Consider the following 21,805-nt stretch of genomic DNA (forward strand, 5'->3'; position numbering starts at 1 on the left):
GCGGTGAGTCGCGGGCCTCGTGCGGCCGGGCATCAGGCTGAGCCGCCCAGCCGGCCGAACGCCCACCGCAGGACCTCCCGGTCCACCCGCGGCCGGCCCGTACGGGCACGCGCCAGGCGCACGTGGGCGGTGAGGCGGGCCCAGTCACGGAAGTTGCCGTGGGCGGCATGCCGGTCGGCGAAGGCGATGTCATCGGGGTCGGTGTCGGCCCACACCGGGTGGAACAGCGGGATCGTCTCCCTGACCTCGCCGGGGGTGAGGCGGGTGAAGTGCTGCCAGATGAAGATCCGCGACGCCAGCATCGGCTCGCGGCGCAGCACCGTGTGGCAGCCCTCGCCGCCGACGAAGATGATCGCGAGCCGGGTTGCGGGGTCGTCCCACAGGTAGCGGAAGTACTCGAACGCCTCCCCGTTGAGCCACTGGGCCTCGTCCACGAGGAAGGTGCGGGGGTGCTCGGCCAGGGCCGTCTTCAGCAGCCGGTCGAACTCACTGGGGTGGCGCGGCGGCTGACCGGGCAGACCGAGCGCGGTGAACAGTTCGTAGCGCACCGCGCGGGCGGTGGGCCGGGCACGGAAAGCGAGCCGGCGGACATCCTCGCCGGGTTCGAGTTCGTGCAGGCACATGTTGACGGCCAGGGTCTTGCCAAAGCCGGCCCCTCCGTGGATACACATCATCGCGCGGGCCGCGACCGTGTCGGTGATGTTCTCCCGCGCGGTGAGCAGGGCGCGGGTGGTGACCACGGACGCGTCCGGCAGGTCGACGTACTGGTAGGAGGCCGCGGTCACAGGGTGTCTCCAGCGGGTCGGGAGCCGGGCTCTGGTGGAACGTCCGCCGACGGGTCGACGGGTGCGGAGGCGGGCGGGGGCAGCGCTGTACCGACTGCAAGGGCGGCCGGGGTGCGCCAGTGCGCCGGCAGCGGGGCGGGCGGAATGAGATCGGGGAGTGCCAGCCGGGCGACGTCGGTGCAGTCGGCGGCGGCGAGTTCACGCTCGGCCTGGGCGGCTGTGACAGCTCCCAGCCGCTGGGCGGGCTCCGCGCTGGTGGCGGGGGCGAATCGCTCGCGGCGCAGGCGTTCAGCGGCCTTCACCTCGGCGCGCAGGCGCCGGGCGCGCTCCGCGCGTGCCTCGCGCAGCGCCTGCAGTTGCTCGGGAGTGGCCGCGTCCGCGAGGTGCGCCGGGCCGAGGTGGCGGCCGTTGGCGTCGCAGACCTCTATCTCGTGGTCGTGGTGCGGCATGTAACGCACGCGGACATGACGGCCGGCCTGGCCGGTCATCCACGCGGCGATGTAGTCGCGGCCGCGCCAGCTCACGCCGTGGCTGGTCAGCTTCCGGAGCCGGCCATCGTCCTCGAGGGTGAAGGCCCACAGGTCGGCGGCAGGAATGTCGGTGACAGGGGTCGGATCGGCCTGCCATGCCTCCAGCGGCGTACGGCCCGACAGGGATTTCGGGCGGTGCGCTGTGTTCCACCAGTTCGTCCACGCCAGGACCTCCGCGGTGAAGTCCTGGAACGACAGAGGAGATGCCGGCTCCTGGGAACCGGCCGCGTGCCCCCGGCGGGCCCGGCGGGGCCCGGTGGGCCCGGCGGTGTAGCCGGGCAGGGCGACGAACAGCATCCGGTCCGCAGCCCTGTTGAGGTTCTCCACCGTTCCTTTCAGGTGCGGGCTGTAGGCGGGCAGATCCTTGACCGTCACGCCCATCGCGCCGAGCGCGGTGATGACGGCGACCGACAAGAAGTCCTTGCCCCGGTCCACCCTCACCTGCTCCGGCACTCCCCCGGCCGGGCCGTAGGGCTCCTCCCGCACCACGGCCGTGCGCAAGGCGGCCAGTACCGACGCACGGGAGGGATGGCCCGGGGTGACAGCGGTACCGGTGATGACCTTGGTGGCGGTGTCGATGAACCAGGTGATCCACGGGCGCACGAGGTCGCCGTCGGCGTCGACCAGCAGTGGGGCCTGGACGTGGTCGGTCTCCCAGGCGTGGTTGCGCCATGACGGTGGCCGCTTGCCGAACGTGTCATGGGCGCGTGCTGCCTCCGGTCCGATGGCGAGACCGGCGCGCTCCCCCGCCGTCAGATCACGGCGCAGCGCGCGCAGGAACGTCGACAGGGACGGGACCGGATCCAGCAGCGGCACCTGGGACAGGGCTGCCCCGCCCGGAACAGCGATCAGATCCGGCGGGACGGATACGGCAGCGCTGGACGTTTGCGCTCGTGGGCCCCTGGCCTCGGCTGCGGCGCGTTCCATGAGCTGGCGGTGGACTGCGGAGGCGTTGCCGTGCCAGTACGCCAGCAGCACCCGGATCTCCGCGGTGATCTCGAACCTGCTCGTGTGGCGGGCTCCGGGGTGCGCAGCTGCCGCCGGGCTCTGGGATGCCTCGGCCAGCCACCGCCACACCGTGCGCTCCGATGCCCCCAGGCACTCCCCCGCCAGCCGCACGTGCTGCCGCGAAAGCCCGCCCCTGGACCGCAGCGTCAGCAGGCGGCGTACCGCAGGCGCCCGCAGCGCAACCAGCGACTGCTTCCCGAGCACGCCGGCCGGATCCCCCGGCGGTGGCAGCCACTGTCCTCCAGCGTCAACGCCGCGGCCGCCGTTGGTGTCCTGCAGTGCGTTGTCCGTCATCGCGCCGTTTCTCCTCCTCGCCGAACGGGGTGAGGTTCTGTGCCGTCGGCACCAATGTGCCCGGGGCACGTGAGAGGGGCCGTCATGAGTACGGGCCGAGCCGGGCGCAGGCCTGGTCGATCGCATCCCGCCCCACGCCCGCACCGGAGTCGCGGCCTCGGGCGGCACAGACATGCGAGGTGATCTTCGCCCAGGTACGGAAGTTGCCGCGGGCGGTCTGCTGATCCGCCCGCCCCAGGTCGGCCGGATCAGCGTCCTCCCACACCGGGTGGAACAGACCCAGCGTCCGCGACACATCCTCCGTGTCGAGGCGGCTGACCTGGTGCCAGGTCAGGACCCGGGAACGCATCGCCGCTGCCCGGGCGAGCGCCCGCTCGCTGCCCGCCCCGCACAAGACCAGGGCAGCCGCACAGCCCGGCGAGTCCCACAGCTGCCGCAGGTAGTCCAGCGCCGGCGGCGACAGACGCTGCGCGTCGTCGAGGAACAGCACGCCCGGCTCGGCCAGCGCCTCCGCCAGCGCCTGGTCGGCCGGTCTGGCCCGGTGGGTCAGGGCCCCCGACGGCAGCCCCAGTGCCTCGCACAACGCGGCCCGCACCTGCGGCAGCCCCGGCCTTACTCCCACCACCGCCCGCCATACCGGCACCCGGCCGGGCAGCAGATGCAGAGCCTGCTCGACCGCGACCGTCTTCCCCAGCCCCGTGTCCCCGTGCACACAGCCGATCCCCCGCGCCGCGACCGTGTGCCCCACCGCCTCCACCACGGCGGCCACCTGCCGTGTCGACAACAGCCGCGCGCCCGGCGCGTACAGGCGCACCCCACCCGACACCCGGGTACGCGAAGCGGTCTTCACCGCGCCGGGCCGCTGTTCACCGCCCGTACCGGACATCTCGGCATCCGGGCCGTCCACCACCGCCGGACCGTTCGCACCATCTACGAAACCGAGTTCGGCCAGTGCCCGGTCGTACCGGCTCGGCTCCACCCGGCCCGACGCCGCGCAGGCGGCCTGAAGCACCCGGCCCGCCCGCAACTCGTCCTTGATTACGCGGTGCAGCGTCGCCAAGGACGGCACACACTCCGCTCCCCAGTGTTCCAGCACTCCCTCGTCCTGCGCCCGGACCATCCTGCGGCGCAGCTCGGCGACATTCCCGCCCACCTGGGTGAGCACCTCCCACAAGGCATCGCCCACCGTGAACCCGCCCTGCCGCGGCCGCGCCTCCACCCGCCCCTCACGTCCCTCGGCCAGCCACCGCCACACCGTCCGCTCCGTCACCCCCGCCAAACCCGCCGCGATCCGCACATGCAACGACGACAGACCGCCCTCACCCCGGTCCACTGCCAGCAGCCGCCGTACCACCACCGCCCGCTCCACCCGCCCGGCCACCGCCAGAACAGCCGGACCCGGCACCGACTCCCCCACCGAGGTTCCCGAACCCGTCACAAGGCCAACCCCACCGCCCCGGCCACCCCCTCCACACGAAGACCGGCAAACCCAACACAGCCGGACCGCGATCTGCTAGCCGCACCGTGACAGCCACCCGGTCACCCCATGACAGCAACCAGTTCCACGACCCGGCCCCGTGAACTACTGCCAGAACCCGGGACTCCGGCAGTCAGCGACGTGCCCGATGGAGACGTCGGTCCAGTACCGGCTTATGGCGTCCGGGCCGACTCTCCTGGATGTGCTCGCACGTTCGGGCACCTGCCGCGAACTCGGCGCCGGTGCGTGACGCCATCGCCCGGAAGAACGCCAGCCCATCCGGGGACTGGCTACTGGTCGTCCAGCGATACCCGGGACCGTCCAGAAGTGCCCTGTCCACAAGGCGTGTACCGAGACCTTGCCGCTGCACTTCCGGGGAGAGCGAGATTTTCGAAATGACACCCCGCTCGCACTGATGACAGACCTTCCACACGAGCCGCGCATCCGATATCCCGTCACGCCCGTAGACACGAATATCCTGGAACCCAGCAGGCCCCGTCGCGGCGTGCAGCAGGAAGAACCACTCTGTCCTCGGACGGCGAAGAAGCATCCACCGCCAACGAAACTCATCCAGCCCGTCAGGCGTCCTCATCGGAGCTCCCTCGCCGGCCCACTGCCGAGTCCAAGTCTCGCGAGCGTCACTGCGATTGTCCTTCAAACCATAGGAACAGCCACCCCCACGACAGCCGACCTACCCCACACCGGCCGGAAAAAAGCAGCCACTTGGTCACCTCATGACAGCAGACCGGGCCGCAACCATCCCCATGACCAGGGCACCGAGCATCCCATCCTGCTGACACCCACCCAAAGCCACCAACGCGCCCACTCACAGTTGCTTCGGGAAGGGCGTTCTCGGGCTTGGGTTACTGCTGGCTTCTTTAGCCGAGGGGTGCAGCTGATGTCCTGGCTATGCCTGAACTGGCCGGGAAGAGCGGCTTGGTGTGAGAGATCTGGGAGAACAGACGGCCGCCGTGCACCAGCCATCGCGGTGGAGAAGCGCTCGGGGGCGGGCATGGGTAAGATCGTCAAAGGGCTCGAGCGGGCCTTGCTGACCCGTCCCGTGCCTACGAGGGATGCCGCTGTGCGTTTCCTGCTCAGGGCGGAGAAGGGCTCCACGAAGAACGTGGCTGTCCTCCTGGGGATCTCCCGGCGCACGGTACAGAGGTGGGTCACCACCCGGCCGGGAATGCGCCGGCGTCCCAGTGCTGTGCATGCGGGGCTGATCGATGAGGCCGTCAGGGCACGGTGGCAGCCCCTGGTCCGTGCCCGTCTGCGGGCCCGCGCCGAGTCCGACGGGTTTGTCTTCCACACCAGGGCGCGGTTCGGATTCGCTGCTCCGGCAGGATCGTCGGACGATCCGCGGGTACGGCTGATCACCCAGTACCTGTCGGGAGAAGTGGCCCGCGAGCTGTTCGCCGCCCGGGAGGCCGGCGGGGGTGAGCAGCAGCAGATGGTGATCCTCGCCCGTGCTCTGGGGCATGCCTACTTCCGGGACGGAGGCCTGCGTGCTCACGGTCTGGGGATCGCCTTCACCGACGTGGAGTTCGCCGAGTTCTCCATCGGCTGACGGTGCACCAGGGTTCGGGCTCAAGACGAGGGCGGGGTCTGGTGCCGTGTCAGCATCGCGTCGTAGCCCTGTGCTTCCTTGCGTTCGCGCCAGTCCCACTGGGTACGGCCGGTGCGCGGGGCGGCGGGCGGCTGGGGCGGGCGGAGCCGGGCTGCCTCCGCCACGCGCAGCAGGTGGGTGCGGTCATGGGGGCCGGCCAGCAGATGCTGGTCCTGGCCGGGCGCGAGTCGGGCGAAGCAGACGGCGGCCTTCAGGAAGAGGCGTGCCCACGGCGGCACGCGGTGAGTGGCGCAGCCGTCGGTGTAGCGGGTGCGGTCGTGCAGGGCCAGGGTGGCCGCGGCGTCGTCGTAGTCGCCGGGGCGGGCGGTGGCGAGCTGCTGGAAGGAGGCGCCGGTGAAGAGCGCGGCGGCGAGGGCGGCGGCCAGGCGGGGGTGTGCGGTCACGGTGGAGAGGCGCCGGGCGACTTCCCGGGTTGTCTGCTCGGTGAGGGGTGCGGGTGGCGGGCGGTGCCGGAAGGTGATCGGCGGCGGTGTGCACGGGGCGGTACAGGGGATGGGGCTGTCGTAGGAGACGAGGCGGTCCAGCACGGGCAGGGTGAGCCACCGGTCTGCCGACCGGGCGGGCTCATCTGCAGGCGGGGGTACGGGAGCAGTCGCGCCGTAGTAGTGGCGGCGGGCTGCCTGGAAGTCTGTGGTGACGGCGTAGTCGGCCGTCTGCAGCGCCTGGTGCAGGGCGGCGGGCAGATGGGGGCGGTGGCAGACCAGCGTCAGGCGGATGCCGGTGAGGGCGCGCAACTGCAGGAGGCGCGTCGTGCGGCGGGCGGTGAGGCGGTGGGCGCGCAGGACGGTCAGCCGGGTGACGGGCAGGGCAGTGATCCAGGCGGTGGCGACTTCCCAGGCGGGCTGACGGCCGGCGGGGAAACGCCCCGGGAGCAGGGGCGGTTTGCCCAGGGCGGCGAGAAGGTCGTGGGCGAGGCCGGTCTCGCTGGTGGTGCCCGGGCCGGGGTGCAGGGTGATCCGCCCGGACGGCAAGTGGTGGGCGGCCAGGGCGGTGTGCGTGTGGATCGCGTCGTCGCCCGGGTCGATGACCACGGCAACGGGTGTCGGCGACACGGCAGGCGGCGTGGTGGTCAGGCGAGTCGGCTGAAGGCCCAGCGCAGCAGCTCCTGATCGACACGGGAGCGGCCGGTGCGGGTCAGGGCGGTGCGGGTGTGGGCGGTCAACTGGGCCCAGGCGCGGAAATTGCCGTGTGCGGCGTGCTGGTCGGCGAAAGCGATGTCGTCGGGATCGGCATCGGCCCACACCGGGTGGAACAGGGGAATGGCCTCCAGGACCTCGCCGGGGGTGAGACGGGTGAAGTGCTGCCAGATGAAGATGCGGGAGGACAGCATCGGTTCGCGGCGCAGCACGGTGTGGCAGCCCTCCCCGCCGACGAAGATGATCGCGAGCTGGGTTGAGGGTTCGTCCCACAGGTAGCGGAAGTACTCGAACGCCTCCCCGTTGAGCCATTGAGCCTCGTCCACCAGGAAAGTGCGGGGGCGTTCGGCCAGGGCGGTTTTCAGCAGGCGGTCGAACTCGCTGGGGTGGCGCGGCGGTTCGCCGGCCAGGTCGAGCGCGGTGAACAGTTCGTAGCGCACCGCGCGGGCGGTGGGCCGGGCCCGGAAGGTGATCTTGCGGACGTCCTCGCCGGGCTCGAGTGCGCGCAGGCAGGTGTTGACGGCGAGGGTCTTGCCGAAGCCGGCGCCGCCGTGGATGCACATCATGGCGCGGGCGGCGACCGTGTCGGCGATGTTCTCCCGGGCGGTGAGCAGGGCGCGGGTGGTGACCACGGACGCATCGGGCAGGTCGACGTACTGGTAGGTGGCCGCGGTCACGAGGCGTCTCCGTCTTCGTCGGTGGTGGGAGGTGCGGCCCGCCCGTCGCGGCCGTCCGGGGCGGAAGCGCCATCACGGCCGGGCGGGTGCAGGACGCGCGGGCCTGGCGTGGTCAGCGCGGCCAGGGAAGCAGGGGTGCGCCAGTCGGCCGGGGGCGCGGCGGGCGGGATGAGGTCCGGCATCGCGAGCTGCGCGAGGTCGGTGTCGGCAGTCTGGGCGAGTTCGGCCTCGGCCTGCGCGGTGGTCAGCGCGCCGAGCCGCTGAGGTGCCTCGGGCTGGATGGCGGCGGCGTAGCGCTCGCGCTGGGAAGCCTCCAGGTCCTTCTTGAGACGGCGCGAGCGGGCGGCCCGTGCTTTCCGTACGGCGCTGACCTGTTCCTCGGTGGCCTGGTCGGCCAGGTCCGCGGGACCCAGGTAGCGGCCAGTGGCCGCGTGGTAGACCTCGATGCGGTGGTCGTGGTGGGGCATGAAGCGGATGCGGACCTGGATCCCGGTCTGGCCGGTCATCCACGGCCCCACGTAGTCGCGTTTCCTGAAGCGGATGCCGCGGGTGGTCAGCGAGCGGGTGCCGGCGTCCTCCAGGGTTAACGTCCACAGATCTGTTGCGGGCACGTCCCGCAGCGGGGTGGGATCGTCCTGCCACGCCTGAAGCGGAGTCTTTCCCCGCAACGGCGCCGGGCGGTGCTCGGTGTTCCACCAGAGCGTCCAGGCCAGCAGCCGGGTGGTGAAGTCCTCGAAGCCGAGCAGCACTTCGTCCTTCGGGCGGGAAGCCCGTTTGCCGGGGCGCGGCTGGCGGGCATAGCCGGGCAGCGCGGTCAGGAACATACTCTCCACCGCACGGTTCAGGCCCTCCACAGTGCCCTTGAGGTGAGGGGTGTAGGCGGGCAGGTCCTCCACCGTCACGTCCAGGAGATCAAACGCTGCGGTCACCGTCCGGGACAGGAAGTCCTTGCCGCGGTCGACCCGTACTTTCTCGGGCAGGCCGCCGATCGGGCCGTAGGGGTCCTCACGCAGGACCGCGGAACGCAGCGCGGCCAGCACCGACTCCCGCGACGGATCCCCCGGCGTGACCGCGACACCGGTGATCGCGTTCGTCGCGCAGTCGGTGAACCAGGTGATCCACGGCCTGCGGGCCTTGCCCTCGACGTCGACCAGCACCGCCGCTTGGACGTGGTCGGTCTCCCACACCTGATTACGCCAGCCCCGCGGCCTTGCCAGGAACACATCGTGCTTGCGCGCCGCCCGTTCCCCTCCCGCAAGCCCCGCCCGCTCCCCCGGCGTCAGATCACGGCGGATCGCCCGGTGCAGCGTCGTCAGCGACGGCACATCCGGCGGCGGCCCGGCCTGTGTACCGGCATCAGCTACTGGGCGCCCGGCCGCGCGGACAGCGAGCTCACGCTGCACCGCGGCGACATTGCCCTTCCACAACGCCAGCAGCGCGCGGACCTCCGGTGTGATCGTGAACCTCGTGCCGGTCTGGGCCCGTGCCCCGGGCTCGTCAGCTGCCCGTTCGTCGCGGCTGGCTTCAGCCAGCCACCGCCACACGGTGCGCTCCGACACCCCCAGCGCATCCGCCGCCACCCGGACATGGCCGGTCGTCAGCTCGCCCCGCACCCGCAGAGCGAGCAGCCGGCGCACCGCCACACCGCGCAGCGCGGTACGCGACGCCTCCGGAAGCCCGCCCCGCGCGGCGCCAGCCGCACCACCGTCTTCCATCTCCCCCTCCTGTCCGCACATTCGCTCAGGCCGGAGGGCTCAGACGCCGGAACAGACGACGCAGCAGCGCCCGGTCCGCCGTCGCATCCGGCACGGTAAGCAGCGCGTTCTGCAGATGCGTCGTCAAGGCAGCCCAGGTACGGAAGACACCGTGCGTGCAGGACTGGTCGATCCACGCCACCTCCCCGCCAGCGACGCCGGCCCACAGCGGATGAAAGGCAGACACCGTCGCAGCCACCTCGCTCCCGGCGAGACGCCCTACCTCCTGCCACGCGCAGACCCGCGACGCCAGCTGCGGCACGCGCGCCACCGCGCGCTCGCTGCCCGCCCCGCACAGCACCAGCGCCATCCGGGCCTGCGGGTGGTCCCACAACGACTGCAGATACTCCAGACACGGCACCGGCAACCGTTGTACCTCATCCACCACCAGTACCCGGGCCTGGTCCAGGGCGCCGACGATCCGCTCATCGGCCTCGGCCGAACGGTGCGGAAACCGGCCCGGCAACACCAGAGCCTCGAACACGGCCCGCCGCAGTTCCGACACCGACGGACGCACCGGCACCCGCACCCACGACACGCCCCAGCCCACCGGCGGATCCGACAACGCCATCCGCAGCGCCACCGTCTTGCCCCGCCCCGCATCCCCGAACACACACGCCGCGCCCCCGGCCGCCATCGCCTGCCCCACCGCCTCGGCCACCGCACGCACCGACGCCGTACGCACCGCCTGAGCCCCCACCGGCACCACCACGCCCGGTACGTCCCCCGCCGGCGCGGTTCCCCGCCCTGCAGACGTCAGCAGCGAGGCCGGACCACCCGCGGCACAAGCAGACGGCGTACCGGTGCCCACACCCGCGACAGCGAGGTCCGACAGAGCCTGCCGGGTCTCCCGCTCAGCCCGCGCCCGGCGTACCACGGCACGGTCCGGCAACACCCGCCCCGCAGCCAGCTCACGCTGAACCGCCCGGTACACCGAAGCCAGCGACACCCCCGCATCCCCGTCCCCGCACTCCTCCAAATGCCGGTAGAGCACAGACACATTGCCGCCCGCCTGCGCCAGTACCTCCCACGCCTCGTCCGACAACTCGAACCGGGCACGCCTGCGACGCTCCACACGGCCCTCACTACGCGCCGCCTCCACCCACCGCCACACCGTCCGCGGATGCACCCCCGCCAACTGCGCCCCCGCCCGCACATGCGCCGGCGTCACACCACCAGCCACATCCAGCTGAAGCAACCGCCCCACCAACACCGGCCGCGACACCGAGACCAAGCCCTCAAGCTCCCGCTCCCCCACCCGGTCCTCCCCCGGCCACACGCCCGACAGAAGACCACCGTGAACCCGCCCGCCCCGCAAAAAGATCAGAAGCACCGTTCCCGTGACAGCGACACGAGATGGGGTGTACCGCCCCACGACAGTGGCATCAGCAACAGACACCACCCCACGTCAGCAACCCCGCCCCGACCTCAACACCCCACCAGCACAAACACCGACATCTGACACCCCGTCACTGACACCCACCCACTGACACCAAACCGGCACATCGCAACCAACCTCCAGGCCCGCTACGCCGGAGCCGACCTGGCCGCCCCCGCCCACCGCGCCCGCGCCGTCTCCACCGTCCTGGTCGCCACCACCCTCGGCGGGGTCGTGGGCCCCAACCTCGCCGCACCCACCGGCCACCTCGCCAACACCCTCGGCATCCCCGTCCTGGCCGGGCCGTTCCTGCTTGCCGACGTGGCCTACGCGCTGGCCGCGCTCGTGCTGGCCGTCTGGCTGCGTCCCGACTCCCTGCTGCTCGCCCGCAGCCTCGAACTCCAGCAGCCGACGAAGGCCGCCGCGGCGAAGGCTCGCGGGCCGGGGCTGATACCGGGCGCGCTGACGATGATTCTCACCCAGCTCGTCATGGTCGCGATCATGACGATGACCCCCGTGCACATGCACGATCACGGCCACGGCACCGCCGCCTCCGGCCTCGTCATCGCCATCCACGTCGGCGCCATGTATCTGCCCTCACCGCTGACCGGCTGGCTCGTCGACCTCCCCCACGCTCGGCTTCGCTCGCGCGGGGGGACCCCCATCGGTCCGACCTTCGTCGCCGCCGCCTCCGGTCTCACCCTCCTCGCCGCCGGAATCACCGGCGCCGCGGCGCCCGCCGACTCCGTTGCCCTGCTGGCTTTGGCGCTCGCCCTCCTTGGGCTGGGCTGGAACCTCGGCCTGGTCTCCGGCACCACGATGATCACCGACGCCGTGCCACTGGCCACCCGCACCATGTCCCAGGGCATGGTCGACGTTTCCATCGCCGTCGCCGGCGCCACCGGCGGCCTCACCTCCGGACTCGTCATGGCTGCCGCCGGCTTCCCCGTCCTCGCCCTCACCGGCGGCATCCTGGCCCTCGCCGTTCTCCCGGCGATCGCGGTCACCGCGAGGAGCCGGTGAGTGGGCCACAGCGCCCGTCGTGCGAGTGCGCACTGCGCTCACCGGGCTGAGGAGTCGCAGGTGATGTCGGTCTTCGGCAGCTGTCCGCCCGTGAGGTAGGCGTCGACGGTGCGAGTGACGCAGGCGGGGGCGCCGGGAAGGGCGTACACGGCGTGGCCGCGGCCGCCGCGGACGTAGACCATGCGGGAGCCGTGCAGGGCGCGGCGCATGGCACGGCCGCTGGGCAGCGGGGTCTGGGGGTCCCACTGGTTGTGTACGACGAGGGCGCCGACCGTGTTGTCGATGCGGGTGGCCGGTTCCGCGCCGCGGGGCCAGAAGGCGCACGGGGTGATGTTGGCGGCGAAGTCTCCGTAGAGGGGGTGGCGGGCACTCTCGCGGCGGGCGTCACGCTGGTAGCGGGCCGGGTCGCGGGGCCAGGACGCGGTGCCGTCGGCGCAGGTGATGGCCCAGTTGAGGCCGGCGCTGTTGTCGTCCGTCGGGTCCGCGGCACCGGTGTCCGGGCGCGTGGTGGCGTCGGCGGGGCGGGACCTGCGAAGGGCGACGATCTCGCGCGCCGCCTGGTAGGGCTCGGCGCCGAAGGGCCACCGGAGCCAGGAGCGGATGTCGGCGCCGGTGAGGGCGTCACCCTGGTGCTCCAGGTCGTCGCCCTGGTACAGCAGCGGCGTGCGGTCGGCGCGCGCGACGAGCTGCCTAAAGGCGGCGCGGACCTTCGCGGGCGTGTCGCCGAGGTGGTAGGTGCGGTGGCGGCGGGCGATCAGCCGGCTCCAGTCCGCGAACGCGGCCTCCGCCCCGGCGGCCATGTCCAGGACGGTGCCCCTGCCGAACCGGTTCGGGTCCACTGCGCTGTCGAGGACGATGCGGTCGCTGTGCCGGGCGAAGAGCTGGGTGTAGACGGCGCCGAGATACGTACCGTAGGACCAGCCGAGGTAGGAGAGCTTCTTCTCGCCCAGCACGCCTCGGATGACGTCCATGTCCCGGGCGGTGTTGCGGGTGTTGATGTACGGCAGCAGCCGGTTCCCGTTGCGGGTGGTGCACTTGGCGGCGAGGTCACGGGCACGTGCGGTGTCCTTGCCGAAGGTGGCGTCGCGGTAGGGGCGGTAGGGCTCCGTGGAGTCCGCCTCGTCCTGCGTCAGACCGCAGCGCAGTGGGCTGCCGGCGCCCAGGCCGCGCGGGTCGAAGCCGATCAGGTCGTAGCGCTGGAGGACGCCCTGCGTCAGGGTCTCCTTCAGTTGCACGGGGTCTCCCAGCCCCGTGCTGCCGGGGCCACCCGGGTTGGACAGCAGGACCCCGTGGCGTTTGCCGGGGGTGCTGGTGCGGATGCGTGAGATCCGCAGGCGCAGGGTCCGGCCTTCGGGGTGCGCGTAGTCGACGGGGACGCTGATGGTGGCGCACTCGTAGGAGGCGGGGTCCTGGGAGTTGCACCTGTGCCACGCCGGATGCTGGCCGTAGTACCGGTCGAGGCGGGAGGGGTGGTCCGCGGCGGACTTGGCGGTGGGCATGGTTGCTCCCTGGGCGATGGGCAGGGCGAGGGCGGCGAGCACACCGGCGGCGGCCAGTGCGGCGACGCGGGTGGTACGGGTCATGGGAAACGTCCTTCTCGGCTACGGACCGCTGGGGAGCGGGGGTGCGACGGCGCCCTGCGCCACTCTCTGATCACCCGGGCCGGTGATGCCTCGGCCGAACGGCCAGAGACCCGGCGCCGTCCTCGGCCGAACGGCCGACCTCGTGCCCGCCGACCGCCGACGCCCGGCCACCGCGCCACGCCCGCGGCGGTGGCTTCGAAGCGGCGCGTACCGGATGTCAACGGCGGTCGTACCGAAGGCCCGCGAGCCATGTCGCCGCCGGCCGGCGCCTTGGCTCGTCGCCGTGCCGCCCTTGAGAACGCCATGGACCGACCCGCGGGTCGCGAGCAGCGGGCCGCCAACCGCGGACAGGTACCCGTGGGAGCCGTCGGCTCGTCGGCACCGCAGCCGGAGCCGGTGCCGTCGGCGGTTCACGGCCTCTTCTGATGATCCGGTCCCGTCCTCCAGCAGCCCGCGCGGGCTGCTGGAGGACACACAGCCGTGCGAAGGGAAGCGGTTCTCTTCAGGATTTCCGCGCCGGCAATACCGCCCGCACTTCCCAACCCCCGCCGTCCCGCGACCCGGCGTTCAGTTCGCCGCCCAGCGCGGTCACCCGTTCCTTGAGGCCGATGAGGCCGAAGCCGCCGCCGTGGGCGGCCGCCGGGAGGTGGGTGCCGCCGCGTCCGTCGTCCGCCACCGTCACCGCGAGGCGGCCGGTGTCGTCGCGCAGGCGGACCTCGATGCGCGTGGCGTCGGCCGCGTGCCGGCGGATGTTGGTCAGCGCTTCCTGGACGACGCGGAAGGCGGCGGCCTGCACCTCGTGCGGGAGGCCGTCGGACAGGGCGGGGTCCCGGCGCAGGACGACCTGCTGGCCCGGGGTCGCGAAGCCCTCGACCAGTTCGGCGATGCCCGCGAGGTCGCCGACCGGGCGGCGGTCGGCCGCTTCGGGACCCGTGTCCCGCAGCACGCCGACGGTGCGGCGCATCGAGGCGAGGGCCTCGGTCGCGGCGCGTTCGATGCCGGCCAGGACGGGGTCCAACTCCTGGGGTTGGGTGGTGGCCATCATGCGGGCCACCTGTGTCTGCACGAGGATGCCGGTCACGTGGTGGGCGACGAAGTCGTGCAGGTCGGCGGCGATGGCCAGGCGTTCGCTGCGGCGGGTGTCGCTGACGGCGACGGTGCGGCGGTAGTCCATCGAGCGCAGATAGCCCGCGAGCCCGGCGACGAGGCCGACCAGCAGCAGCCCGATCACCTCCAGGCCCATCGCGTCGCTGCTCGGCGACACGTCGCCGCGGACCGGCAGGATGAGCAGCGCGCCCGCGTCGAGGACGCCGCACCACACGGCCCAGCGCGGCGGGCAGTGCCGTACCGCGATGAAGAGCAGGCTCAGCAGGATCGTGATCTCCCCCGGGCCGAACACGACCGGCCCTCGCACCGCCAGCGACGTGGCTGTGAGGAGGGCCGAGGCGAGCGCGGGCACGGCGGTGCGCACCTGCGGGGTGAGCCACTCAGGCTGCCGCCCGGCCGGCCACAGTACGGCGGCCAGCCCGACGAGCACCACGGCCAGCGTCTGCCAGACGGGGCTCGCCGTCGGCAGCACACTCGTCCCGTCGGAGCCCGCGTAGAGAACGTCGACGACGCACGCGGCGACCAGGACACCGACGGCGAGGCCGTGGCCGCAGCCCCGGGCAGAGACGGATTTCATGCCGATCACCGTAGGCCAGAAGCCCGGCGGCGGGATCGGCCGAACGGCCGATGGGCCGGGCCCGCGACTCTGGCCGTTCAGCTGAGGCGAGGGCCCGGGCCGGCGGGCGAGTGTGGTGCCGCATCCTCACCACGGACATCAGGAGTACGCGATGCAGCGCAGCAAGTTCCTCGTCGGCGCCGTTGGCGGCGTGACCGCCGTGGTCGCCCTGGGTGGCCTGGGCACGTATCTGCTCGCCGGCACCGAGTCGACCACCGGGCTGGACGACTACACCACCGTGACGGTGGACGGCCAGCGGGCGCTCGCCGCGAACGTCGTCGCGGGCCGCACCGAGAGCAAGTACCACCCGCTGCCCTGGGTCGGCGACAAGGTCTCCGACGTCACCTGCCCGACCGGTCTGAAGGCCGTGGCCGGAGCCACCCTCACCTGCACCGGCAAGAAGAGCGACGGTGGGACCGTCCAGATCCCCGTGCAGGTGACCAAGGTCGGCGCCAAGAGCGTCACCTGGAAGTTCGAGCGCTGAGAAGGAGACACGACACCATGAGCACGGTTCTGGCCGGGCACGGCCTCGTGAAGAAGTACGGCTCCACCAGCGCCCTGGCCGGCGTGGACGTCGAGGTGGGCGAGCGTGACTCGCTGGCGATCATGGGCCCGTCGGGCTCCGGCAAGTCGACGTTGCTGCATATCCTGGCGGGGATCATCCGCCCCGACGACGGGCAGGTGCTGCTGCGCGGCGAGCGCATCGACAAGCTCGGTGAGAACCGGCTCAGCGCACTGCGCCGCAAGCGGTTCGGGTTCGTGTTCCAGTTCGGCCAGTTGCTGCCGGAGCTGCCCGCCGAGGAGAACGTGGCCCTGCCGCTGATGCTGGAGGGCATACCGCGCGGTGAGGCCGTCGCCCGCGCCCACCGCTGGTTCGCGCCGCTCGGCCTGGACGGCCTGGAGCGCCGTCGGCCCGGTCAGCTCTCCGGCGGTCAGGCCCAGCGCGTCGCCATCGCCCGCGCCCTGGCCGTCGAGCCGGACGTGGTCTTCGCCGACGAACCCACCGGCGCCCTGGACCAGCGCACCAGCACGGAGGTGGTCCAGCTGCTGACCTTCGCGACCCGGGAAACGGGTGCCGCCCTGGTGATGGTCACCCACGACGCCGACGTCGCCGCCCACTGCGACCGCGTCCTCCAGGTCCGCGACGGCCGCATCGGCGGCCACAGCCAGTTCACCGTCGCCTGAGCCAGCAGGAGTCGCTGCCATGCCTTCCCCCGTCCTGCCCCTGACCTGGCACCTCGCCAAGTCCTCCGGCCGTCGCGGCCTGCACTCCCAGCTGCTCGCGGCAGGAGCCGCCGCCGTCGGCTCCTTCCTCATGCTGGTGATGATCGCCGTCTCCCTCGGCTCCGGCGCCCGCGCCGATCACACCACCTGGCGCACCCCCGACGCCGTACCGGCCAAGGAAGCCACGGCGGTCCAGACGACGACCACGACGTACGTACGCCACGAACCCGTCACCGTCGTGAACCTGGCCCGACTGCCCGGCCGCGCGCAGACCCCCGCACCACCCGGCCTGAGCGCCTTCCCGGAACAGGGCCGGGTGTTCGTCTCTCCCGCCCTGGCCGAGCTGCTGCACAGGCTCCCCGCCGGTCAGCTCGCCGACCGCCTGCCGAAGGTGACGTCGTACGGCACGATCGGCGCCGCCGGTCTCGCCTCGCCCGACGAACTGGTCGCGGTGGTCGGACGGGCACCCGGCGACGCGGCCGTCTCCAAGGCGGCCGGCGAACAGTACTACTACGACGACGGGCTGACCGAACGCGCACTGGTCTCCGGGTTCGCCGGCATCAAGGCGAGCGTGTTCACCGGTATCGACCAGGGGACCGTGCTGCTGGGCGTGGTGCTGCTCGTCGTACCGGTCGTGGTGCTGGCCTCGGCCGCCGGACGGCTGGGAGCTGCCCGGCGCGAACAGCGGCTCGCCGCCCTGCGGCTGGCCGGGGCGACCCCGCGGCAGATCCTCGCCATGACCGCCGTCGAGGCGGCCGCGGTCGGCGCGGCCGGGGCCCTGGCGGGCGCGCTCGCCTACGCGGTGCTGCTGCCCGCGCTCGCCGAACTCCCGTACGGCGTGGGCTCCTGGTACACCGGCCGGCTGTGGGTGGGACTTCCGTGGCTGGCGGCCGTGGTGCTGGCCGTCACCGCGCTGATCACCGTCAGTGCGGTGACGATGCTGCGCCAGGTGGCCACCTCGCCCCTGGGCGTGGCGCAGCAGGCCAACCCGCGCCGTACCCGCGCCGTCCGCGTGGTGCTGTTCGTGGTGGTCCTGCTCTACATCTGGATGACGACGGGCGACAGCGGCCAGCTGAAGACCCGCCAACTCCTCGCCCTGCTCGCGCTGTTCTACGGCGCGTTCTGGCTGTTCGGGCCCTGGGTGGTGGACCGGCTGGGCCGGATCGTGGGCCGCCGCGCCAAGCGCCCGGCCACGCTGCTGGCCGCCCGCCGGCTCAGCGACGACCCGCGCGGAGCCTGGCGCACCGTCAGCGGCCTGGTGCTCGCCGGGTTCGTGGCAGGCTTCTTCTCCGTCAGCACCCTGGGCTCCGAGGGAACCAGCCACCACGGCCAGGTCGCCGTGATCACCGCAAGCGCCGCCGACGCCCGGCGCACCGCCACCGAGGCCCGTGCGCTCCTGCACCGCGCGGGCGTCACGGCGACCGTCACCGTCACCAGCGAGGACGCCTACGACAGCCTGCTCGGCGGTGTCCCCGGCGTGACCGCCCACGTCTTTGGCGGCCAGGAACGCATCGACACCGCCGTCACCGCCCTGGCGCCCCTCGGCTCGGGCAGGTACCCCATCACCCAGGAGTACGTGTCCGCGTCGGACGACACCGTCACCTCCCGCGTCGCCACCGTCAGCACCGCCACCCTGGTCCTGGGCTTCGTCGTCGCGGCCGCCTCCGCGGGCCTCACGGCCGCCGCGAACGTCCTCGACCGGCGCCGGATCTACGGCCTGCTGCGGCTGGCCGGCACCCCGCTGGAAGTGTTGGACCGGGCCCGCATCCGCGAGACCGTGATTCCGCTGGCCGTCCTGGCCGGCGGCACCACGGCGATGGGCGCCTTCGGTGCCATGCAGCTCAACAAGGCGGCCGGCACCACGATCAACACCTCCGGTGTCGTGCAACTGGTGGTCTGTGTGGCCGTCGGCGCGCTGGCCATGCTCGCCGCGATCGCCGGCAGCAGGCCGCTGCTGCGCAGGGTGACGGCGGGTCCGGCACAGACGGCGGACTGACACCGTACCCACGGCGGACTCGCACCCCGAGGCCCCATACCGTTGAGGCATGATCGAGCCATGACCACTCCCCATCCGTCCGGAGCACCCATCCGGGTCCTCATCGCCGACGACCAGGAAATGGTCCGTACTGGCTTCCGCTTCTTCCTCGATGCCCAGCCCGACATCACCGTGGTCGCCGAGGCCGCCGACGGCGAGGAGGCGGTGGCGCTGGCCCGGAGGCTGCGGCCGGACGTGTGCCTGCTGGACATCCGGATGCCGAGGATGGACGGTCTGGAGGCGACCCGGCTGCTGGCGGGGCCCGAGGTGGCCGACCCGCTGCGGGTGGTCGTGGTCACCACCTTCGACCTCGACGAGTACGTGTACGGGGCACTGCGCGGCGGCGCGTGCGGCTTCCTGCTGAAGGACTCCGGACCCACCCTCCTCGCGGAGGCGGTCCGCGCCGCCGCGGCCGGCGACGCACTGGTCTCACCGTCGGTCACGGTCCGCCTGCTCAAGCACGTCACCGCCCCCCAGCCCGCCCCCGCTGCTCCGGTGGAGCCCGCCTCGCCCAAGGAGCCGCTCACCGACCGGGAACTCGACGTCGTCCGCCTGGTCGCCCTCGGCCGTACGAACGCCGAGATCGCTGCCGAACTGTACGTCTCCCTGTCCACGGTCAAGACGCATCTGGGCAGCGTCCAGCTCAAACTGGCCGCCCGGAACCGCGTCGAGATCGCGGCCTGGGCCTGGCAGCACCGGCACGCGCAGCCCGGCGCCTGAGGCGCCGCCATGTGGTCCGGCGGCCCGGGCGATGTCGGCACTGCCTGGACGACGCGGAGGGCGGCGGCCTGCACCTCGTGCGTGAAACTCCTCGACGTGGCCCCCGGCTGAAGCGCCCGCATGATCGTCCGCGGCAGCGCCCGCCGCCGTGCCGGAGCACCGGCACATATCCATCTCGGACACACCGGTTACCGGATGCGGCCGGGGCACCGCATCTCACTTCCGGTCGCGAGCAGTGACTTCCCGAACTACCTTCCCAACTCCGGTACCACCGAGGGCCCCTGGCTCACGCCTGCATACAAGGGGAGCACTCAGACCCTGCAACACCGGCCCCATAGACGGTTCCTGGCTCCGCCTCACCGTCCTGCCCACACACACCAACTGACCAAGGGTGGCGATGGCGGGAGACTGACCCGTCACCGCCGGTAACGGGCTTGAGGGTCTGACGCGCGGTAGCCTTCGCGGCCTGTCCGAGTCGAGCAGGTTTCGTCGAAGCAGCAAACTGGTCGCCCCTCTACGAACCTTCGTGGCCATACTCGCCTGAGGAATCAGCGCTGCCTACCATCGCCACCCGCAACACGGCCTTGTTCGGCATGGCCGGGGAACTACCGTCGATCATCATCAGCGACCTTTTCGGTGTCCACAGGAATACCGCGAATCAGTGGGCGGCGCTCGCCCAGGACAGCTGGGCCGGCTACCTCGCGGCCCTCAGAGCCACCGAATAACGCACGGTCAAAATTGTTACAGGGTTGGTCGGTTAGCCCGGGGCGTGGTCCTGCACGTTGCCGTCAGGACGGGGCTTCCTGCTGGGGTGTTTGGCGCGGTGGGGTCCGGCGGCGGTGCGGGTGTCGGCGTAGGTCCAGATGTCGGCGCGGCGGTACCAGCGCCGTAGGCGGCCGCTGGGGAGCTGCTCCTCTTCGGCTGGCTGGGGCCAGCCGCGCGGCATGCGCTTGGGATGGTGGGCGATGCTGACGGGTGTGACGCCAAGAACGCGGGCGGCCTCTGCCAGGGTCAGCAGGTCATCGGGGTTCCCGCTGCGGTCGACGTGGATCTCGCGTCGCTGGGTGCGCTTCTTGTAGTCGGCATACCAGGCCTCCCACCGGTCGTGGTCCCAGTACATGACGCGGTCCAGTGTCTTGGCGGGTGCGGGATGTTCGTTTTCTACCCTTAGTGCCCACAAGCGCTCGAGCGTGCTGCGGGCAAGGCCGTGGCGTTCTTCGAGGTCGGCGCGTGTGACCAGGCCTGCCGTGTTCTGCCGCTCCTGGTACCAGTGGTCCCATTCGGCCGCGTCCCAGACGAGCTCACGACCTGCTGTGCCGACCGCTTCCGGGTGGTCGGTCCACCGGCGGTTGCGATACCACTCTTCCAATGCGGAGAGTGCCATGCCGTACTTGGTCATCAGCTCACGGCGGGTGTAGACCTCACGGCCGTCAAGTGTTGTCACGGTGGTCTTTCCCATCTGGCGGGTGAAGGGGCCGAGACGGCGCACCAGCATCGCCAGGTGAAGCCTGGCCGTTGCCTAGGATGTCGGTATCGCTTCCTGGAATGGGCTTGTTGATTGTGCCCTCGGGTCAGGAGGCGTAGGGCGGCTGGCGGGCTGCCAGCGTTTTCCCGCCAGCCGCCAGCACAGTTCGTGTCCCAGATGACTGAGCAGCCAGGGAAACTCCTTTCGTTTTCCTTAATTGTGTCATCTGCACCGGAGGGTGTACGCGGTCCAGGCAGCCGCCCCCGAAGGGGGGCGCCCGCAACAACGCCTCTTCACCTGTTTGTAGGGGTGGTTGTCGTAGCCCGTGGCCACGGTCGGGAGTGACCGAATAGCGCAGGGTCAGAACACCGCCTCTTCACCAGTACGGCACACCCGCCGTCGCGCGCCCGACAGCGGCAGCTCTGCCCGCCGTTGCCTGGGGAATGGCATCGGTCATCGCCCTCAACGGCATCGGATCCCGCCCCCGCGTCACCACCATCAACCTCATCGGCGACGTTCCCACCGCCCTCCAGAAACACCACGCCACCGGCAGACAACCAGAGCGACCAGAACGCGAGCGAGGATGAACAGCCGCCGACTGCCACCAAGTGAAGCGAGAGGGTAGTGACGCATCTGCCGGCGACCTGCATCGCTCTTCCCTGTCCAGGCCGACCGGGTGGTGTCACTGCCAGACGCAGTTCGTCTCTCGATGCTCCGTGTGGTGCCGCATCCAGAGCACGACGTCACAGGCCCGTAGAGCGCTGACAGTCTCGGGCACGCCGGCCAACTCGCGCAGCGCCAGCAGCTTGCGGTGGAGGGCGTAGTCGTCGGTGCGCAACGCAGCGTGCAAGGTGAGCCAGAAGAACTGGGGCTGACCAAAGATGCAACGAACAACCTGGTCATAGACGGGTAGAAGGCGTGGGCGCTTGCGGGCAAGGATTTTGCCGGCCGTGACCCAGCCGATTCCGGTCTGGTCGTCGAGAAGGTGCCAGGCGCTGTCCGCCGGTGATCCAGGGGCCAGATCGGCAGCGTCGGCCTCGGCCATGTCAACGTCGGAGGGGATGCTGCTCAGCAGCTTGGACAGCTGTGCCCCCAGATCGCCTTCGAGAAGGTCCAGGGAGGCCTGCGCGGGAATCTTGACCGACAAGGTCTGCACCGCGATGAGGTCGTCGGCGGTCACTGCGTTGGCGACTGCCGGGCGGTCTCCCCCGCCGGCCAGGTGCTCGAACCGGCTTCCCGTGAAAGGCACAACCCCTGGCTGCAGATCGATGCCGAAGTAGCGTCGGAGATCCGAGGATGCCTGATCAGAGGTGATGAGGCTGTTCAGTCGGCGGGTGAACGGCTGCAGGCCAGGTGTGGACACGGG

At 71.6% G+C, this 21,805-nt stretch carries 17 protein-coding genes and 1 pseudogene; 7 read left to right on the plus strand and 11 right to left on the minus strand.

Annotated features, from left to right (window positions below; genetic code table 11):
• Window positions 1-32: 32 nt before the first annotated feature.
• From ACZ69M_RS45875 to ACZ69M_RS45885, 3 genes are all read right to left on the minus strand, one after another.
• Complete coding sequence (locus tag ACZ69M_RS45875; protein ID WP_470059677.1) at window positions 33-785, minus strand: AAA family ATPase; 753 nt, start codon at window positions 783-785, stop codon at window positions 33-35.
• Window positions 782-2,617 (minus strand): transposase, encoded by a 1,836-nt coding sequence (locus ACZ69M_RS45880; RefSeq protein ID WP_470059678.1) that lies wholly within the window; start codon window positions 2,615-2,617, stop codon window positions 782-784. The genes ACZ69M_RS45875 and ACZ69M_RS45880 overlap by 4 nt, the downstream gene beginning before the upstream one ends.
• Before the next feature lie 82 nt (window positions 2,618-2,699).
• A complete protein-coding gene (locus ACZ69M_RS45885) occupies window positions 2,700-4,055 on the minus strand; it encodes an AAA family ATPase (protein WP_470059679.1) in 1,356 nt (451 codons plus the stop codon).
• A gap of 1,051 nt (window positions 4,056-5,106) precedes the next feature.
• Between ACZ69M_RS45885 and tpg the strand changes: the two genes are divergently transcribed.
• The gene (tpg, locus tag ACZ69M_RS45890) at window positions 5,107-5,661 is read left to right on the plus strand and encodes a telomere-protecting terminal protein Tpg (protein WP_470059680.1); all 555 of its coding nucleotides are present in this window, start codon (window positions 5,107-5,109) and stop codon (window positions 5,659-5,661) included.
• Window positions 5,662-5,681: 20 nt separating this feature from the next.
• Here tpg and ACZ69M_RS45895 read toward each other — a convergent pair whose 3' ends face one another.
• From ACZ69M_RS45895 to ACZ69M_RS45910, 4 genes are all read right to left on the minus strand, one after another.
• The gene (locus tag ACZ69M_RS45895) at window positions 5,682-6,773 is read right to left on the minus strand and encodes a hypothetical protein (RefSeq protein ID WP_470059681.1); all 1,092 of its coding nucleotides are present in this window, start codon (window positions 6,771-6,773) and stop codon (window positions 5,682-5,684) included.
• Window positions 6,774-6,790: 17 nt separating this feature from the next.
• The gene (locus ACZ69M_RS45900) at window positions 6,791-7,534 is read right to left on the minus strand and encodes an AAA family ATPase (RefSeq protein ID WP_470059682.1); all 744 of its coding nucleotides are present in this window, start codon (window positions 7,532-7,534) and stop codon (window positions 6,791-6,793) included.
• Entirely contained in the window at window positions 7,531-9,171 is a 1,641-nt protein-coding gene (locus tag ACZ69M_RS45905; protein ID WP_470059750.1) for a Mu transposase C-terminal domain-containing protein, read from the minus strand. The genes ACZ69M_RS45900 and ACZ69M_RS45905 overlap by 4 nt, the downstream gene beginning before the upstream one ends.
• A gap of 103 nt (window positions 9,172-9,274) precedes the next feature.
• A complete protein-coding gene (locus tag ACZ69M_RS45910) occupies window positions 9,275-10,621 on the minus strand; it encodes an AAA family ATPase (protein WP_470059683.1) in 1,347 nt (448 codons plus the stop codon).
• 174 nt (window positions 10,622-10,795) lie between these two features.
• Between ACZ69M_RS45910 and ACZ69M_RS45915 the strand changes: the two are divergent.
• Window positions 10,796-11,689: pseudogene (locus ACZ69M_RS45915) on the plus strand (MFS transporter); the annotation flags it as partial.
• A gap of 38 nt (window positions 11,690-11,727) precedes the next feature.
• On the opposite strand, the gene ACZ69M_RS45920 reads toward ACZ69M_RS45915, so the two are convergent.
• Window positions 11,728-13,272 (minus strand): alpha/beta hydrolase, encoded by a 1,545-nt coding sequence (locus ACZ69M_RS45920; RefSeq protein WP_470059684.1) that lies wholly within the window; start codon window positions 13,270-13,272, stop codon window positions 11,728-11,730.
• A 502-nt stretch (window positions 13,273-13,774) separates the two neighbouring features.
• Window positions 13,775-14,956 (minus strand): sensor histidine kinase, encoded by a 1,182-nt coding sequence (locus tag ACZ69M_RS45925; protein WP_470059685.1) that lies wholly within the window; start codon window positions 14,954-14,956, stop codon window positions 13,775-13,777.
• A gap of 151 nt (window positions 14,957-15,107) precedes the next feature.
• On the opposite strand from ACZ69M_RS45925, the gene ACZ69M_RS45930 reads away from it, so the two are divergent.
• The 5 genes from ACZ69M_RS45930 (at window position 15,108) to ACZ69M_RS45950 (ending at window position 19,403) form a co-directional block, all read left to right on the plus strand.
• A complete protein-coding gene (locus ACZ69M_RS45930) occupies window positions 15,108-15,479 on the plus strand; it encodes a DUF4333 domain-containing protein (RefSeq protein ID WP_470059686.1) in 372 nt (123 codons plus the stop codon).
• A 17-nt stretch (window positions 15,480-15,496) separates the two neighbouring features.
• Complete coding sequence (locus ACZ69M_RS45935) at window positions 15,497-16,180, plus strand: ABC transporter ATP-binding protein (RefSeq protein ID WP_470059687.1); 684 nt, start codon at window positions 15,497-15,499, stop codon at window positions 16,178-16,180.
• Between the two features lie 19 nt (window positions 16,181-16,199).
• Window positions 16,200-18,215: an FtsX-like permease family protein gene (locus ACZ69M_RS45940; protein WP_470059688.1), complete on the plus strand. Its 2,016-nt coding sequence runs from the start codon at window positions 16,200-16,202 to the stop codon at window positions 18,213-18,215.
• Between the two features lie 60 nt (window positions 18,216-18,275).
• Window positions 18,276-18,974 carry a response regulator gene (locus tag ACZ69M_RS45945; protein WP_470059689.1) on the plus strand — a complete coding sequence of 233 codons (699 nt, stop codon included), beginning with the start codon at window positions 18,276-18,278 and terminating at the stop codon, window positions 18,972-18,974.
• A gap of 120 nt (window positions 18,975-19,094) precedes the next feature.
• Window positions 19,095-19,403, plus strand: coding sequence for a CocE/NonD family hydrolase C-terminal non-catalytic domain-containing protein (locus ACZ69M_RS45950; RefSeq protein ID WP_470059690.1), 309 nt, complete (start codon window positions 19,095-19,097; stop codon window positions 19,401-19,403).
• A gap of 328 nt (window positions 19,404-19,731) precedes the next feature.
• On the opposite strand, the gene ACZ69M_RS45955 is transcribed toward ACZ69M_RS45950, so the two are convergent.
• Both ACZ69M_RS45955 and ACZ69M_RS45960 read right to left on the minus strand, forming a co-directional pair.
• Window positions 19,732-20,433: a hypothetical protein gene (locus ACZ69M_RS45955; protein WP_470059691.1), complete on the minus strand. Its 702-nt coding sequence runs from the start codon at window positions 20,431-20,433 to the stop codon at window positions 19,732-19,734.
• 688 nt (window positions 20,434-21,121) lie between these two features.
• Window positions 21,122-21,802, minus strand: coding sequence for a DUF6308 family protein (locus ACZ69M_RS45960; protein WP_470059692.1), 681 nt, complete (start codon window positions 21,800-21,802; stop codon window positions 21,122-21,124).
• Window positions 21,803-21,805: the final 3 nt, after the last annotated feature.

This window comes from Streptomyces sp. NPDC107454, assembly GCF_055582885.1.

Bases quoted from the DNA above. Each gene is read 5' to 3' on its own strand.
- ACZ69M_RS45880 (WP_470059678.1), bottom strand. From the start codon at position 2,617: ATGACGGACAACGCACTGCAGGACACCAACGGCGGCCGCGGCGTTGAC.
- tpg (WP_470059680.1), top strand. From the start codon at position 5,107: ATGGGTAAGATCGTCAAAGGGCTCGAGCGGGCCTTGCTGACCCGTCCC.
- ACZ69M_RS45920 (WP_470059684.1), bottom strand. From the start codon at position 13,272: ATGACCCGTACCACCCGCGTCGCCGCACTGGCCGCCGCCGGTGTGCTC.
- ACZ69M_RS45925 (WP_470059685.1), bottom strand. From the start codon at position 14,956: ATGAAATCCGTCTCTGCCCGGGGCTGCGGCCACGGCCTCGCCGTCGGT.
- ACZ69M_RS45930 (WP_470059686.1), top strand. From the start codon at position 15,108: ATGCAGCGCAGCAAGTTCCTCGTCGGCGCCGTTGGCGGCGTGACCGCC.
- ACZ69M_RS45935 (WP_470059687.1), top strand. From the start codon at position 15,497: ATGAGCACGGTTCTGGCCGGGCACGGCCTCGTGAAGAAGTACGGCTCC.
- ACZ69M_RS45940 (WP_470059688.1), top strand. From the start codon at position 16,200: ATGCCTTCCCCCGTCCTGCCCCTGACCTGGCACCTCGCCAAGTCCTCC.
- ACZ69M_RS45945 (WP_470059689.1), top strand. From the start codon at position 18,276: ATGACCACTCCCCATCCGTCCGGAGCACCCATCCGGGTCCTCATCGCC.
- ACZ69M_RS45950 (WP_470059690.1), top strand. From the start codon at position 19,095: ATGATCGTCCGCGGCAGCGCCCGCCGCCGTGCCGGAGCACCGGCACAT.
- ACZ69M_RS45955 (WP_470059691.1), bottom strand. From the start codon at position 20,433: ATGGGAAAGACCACCGTGACAACACTTGACGGCCGTGAGGTCTACACC.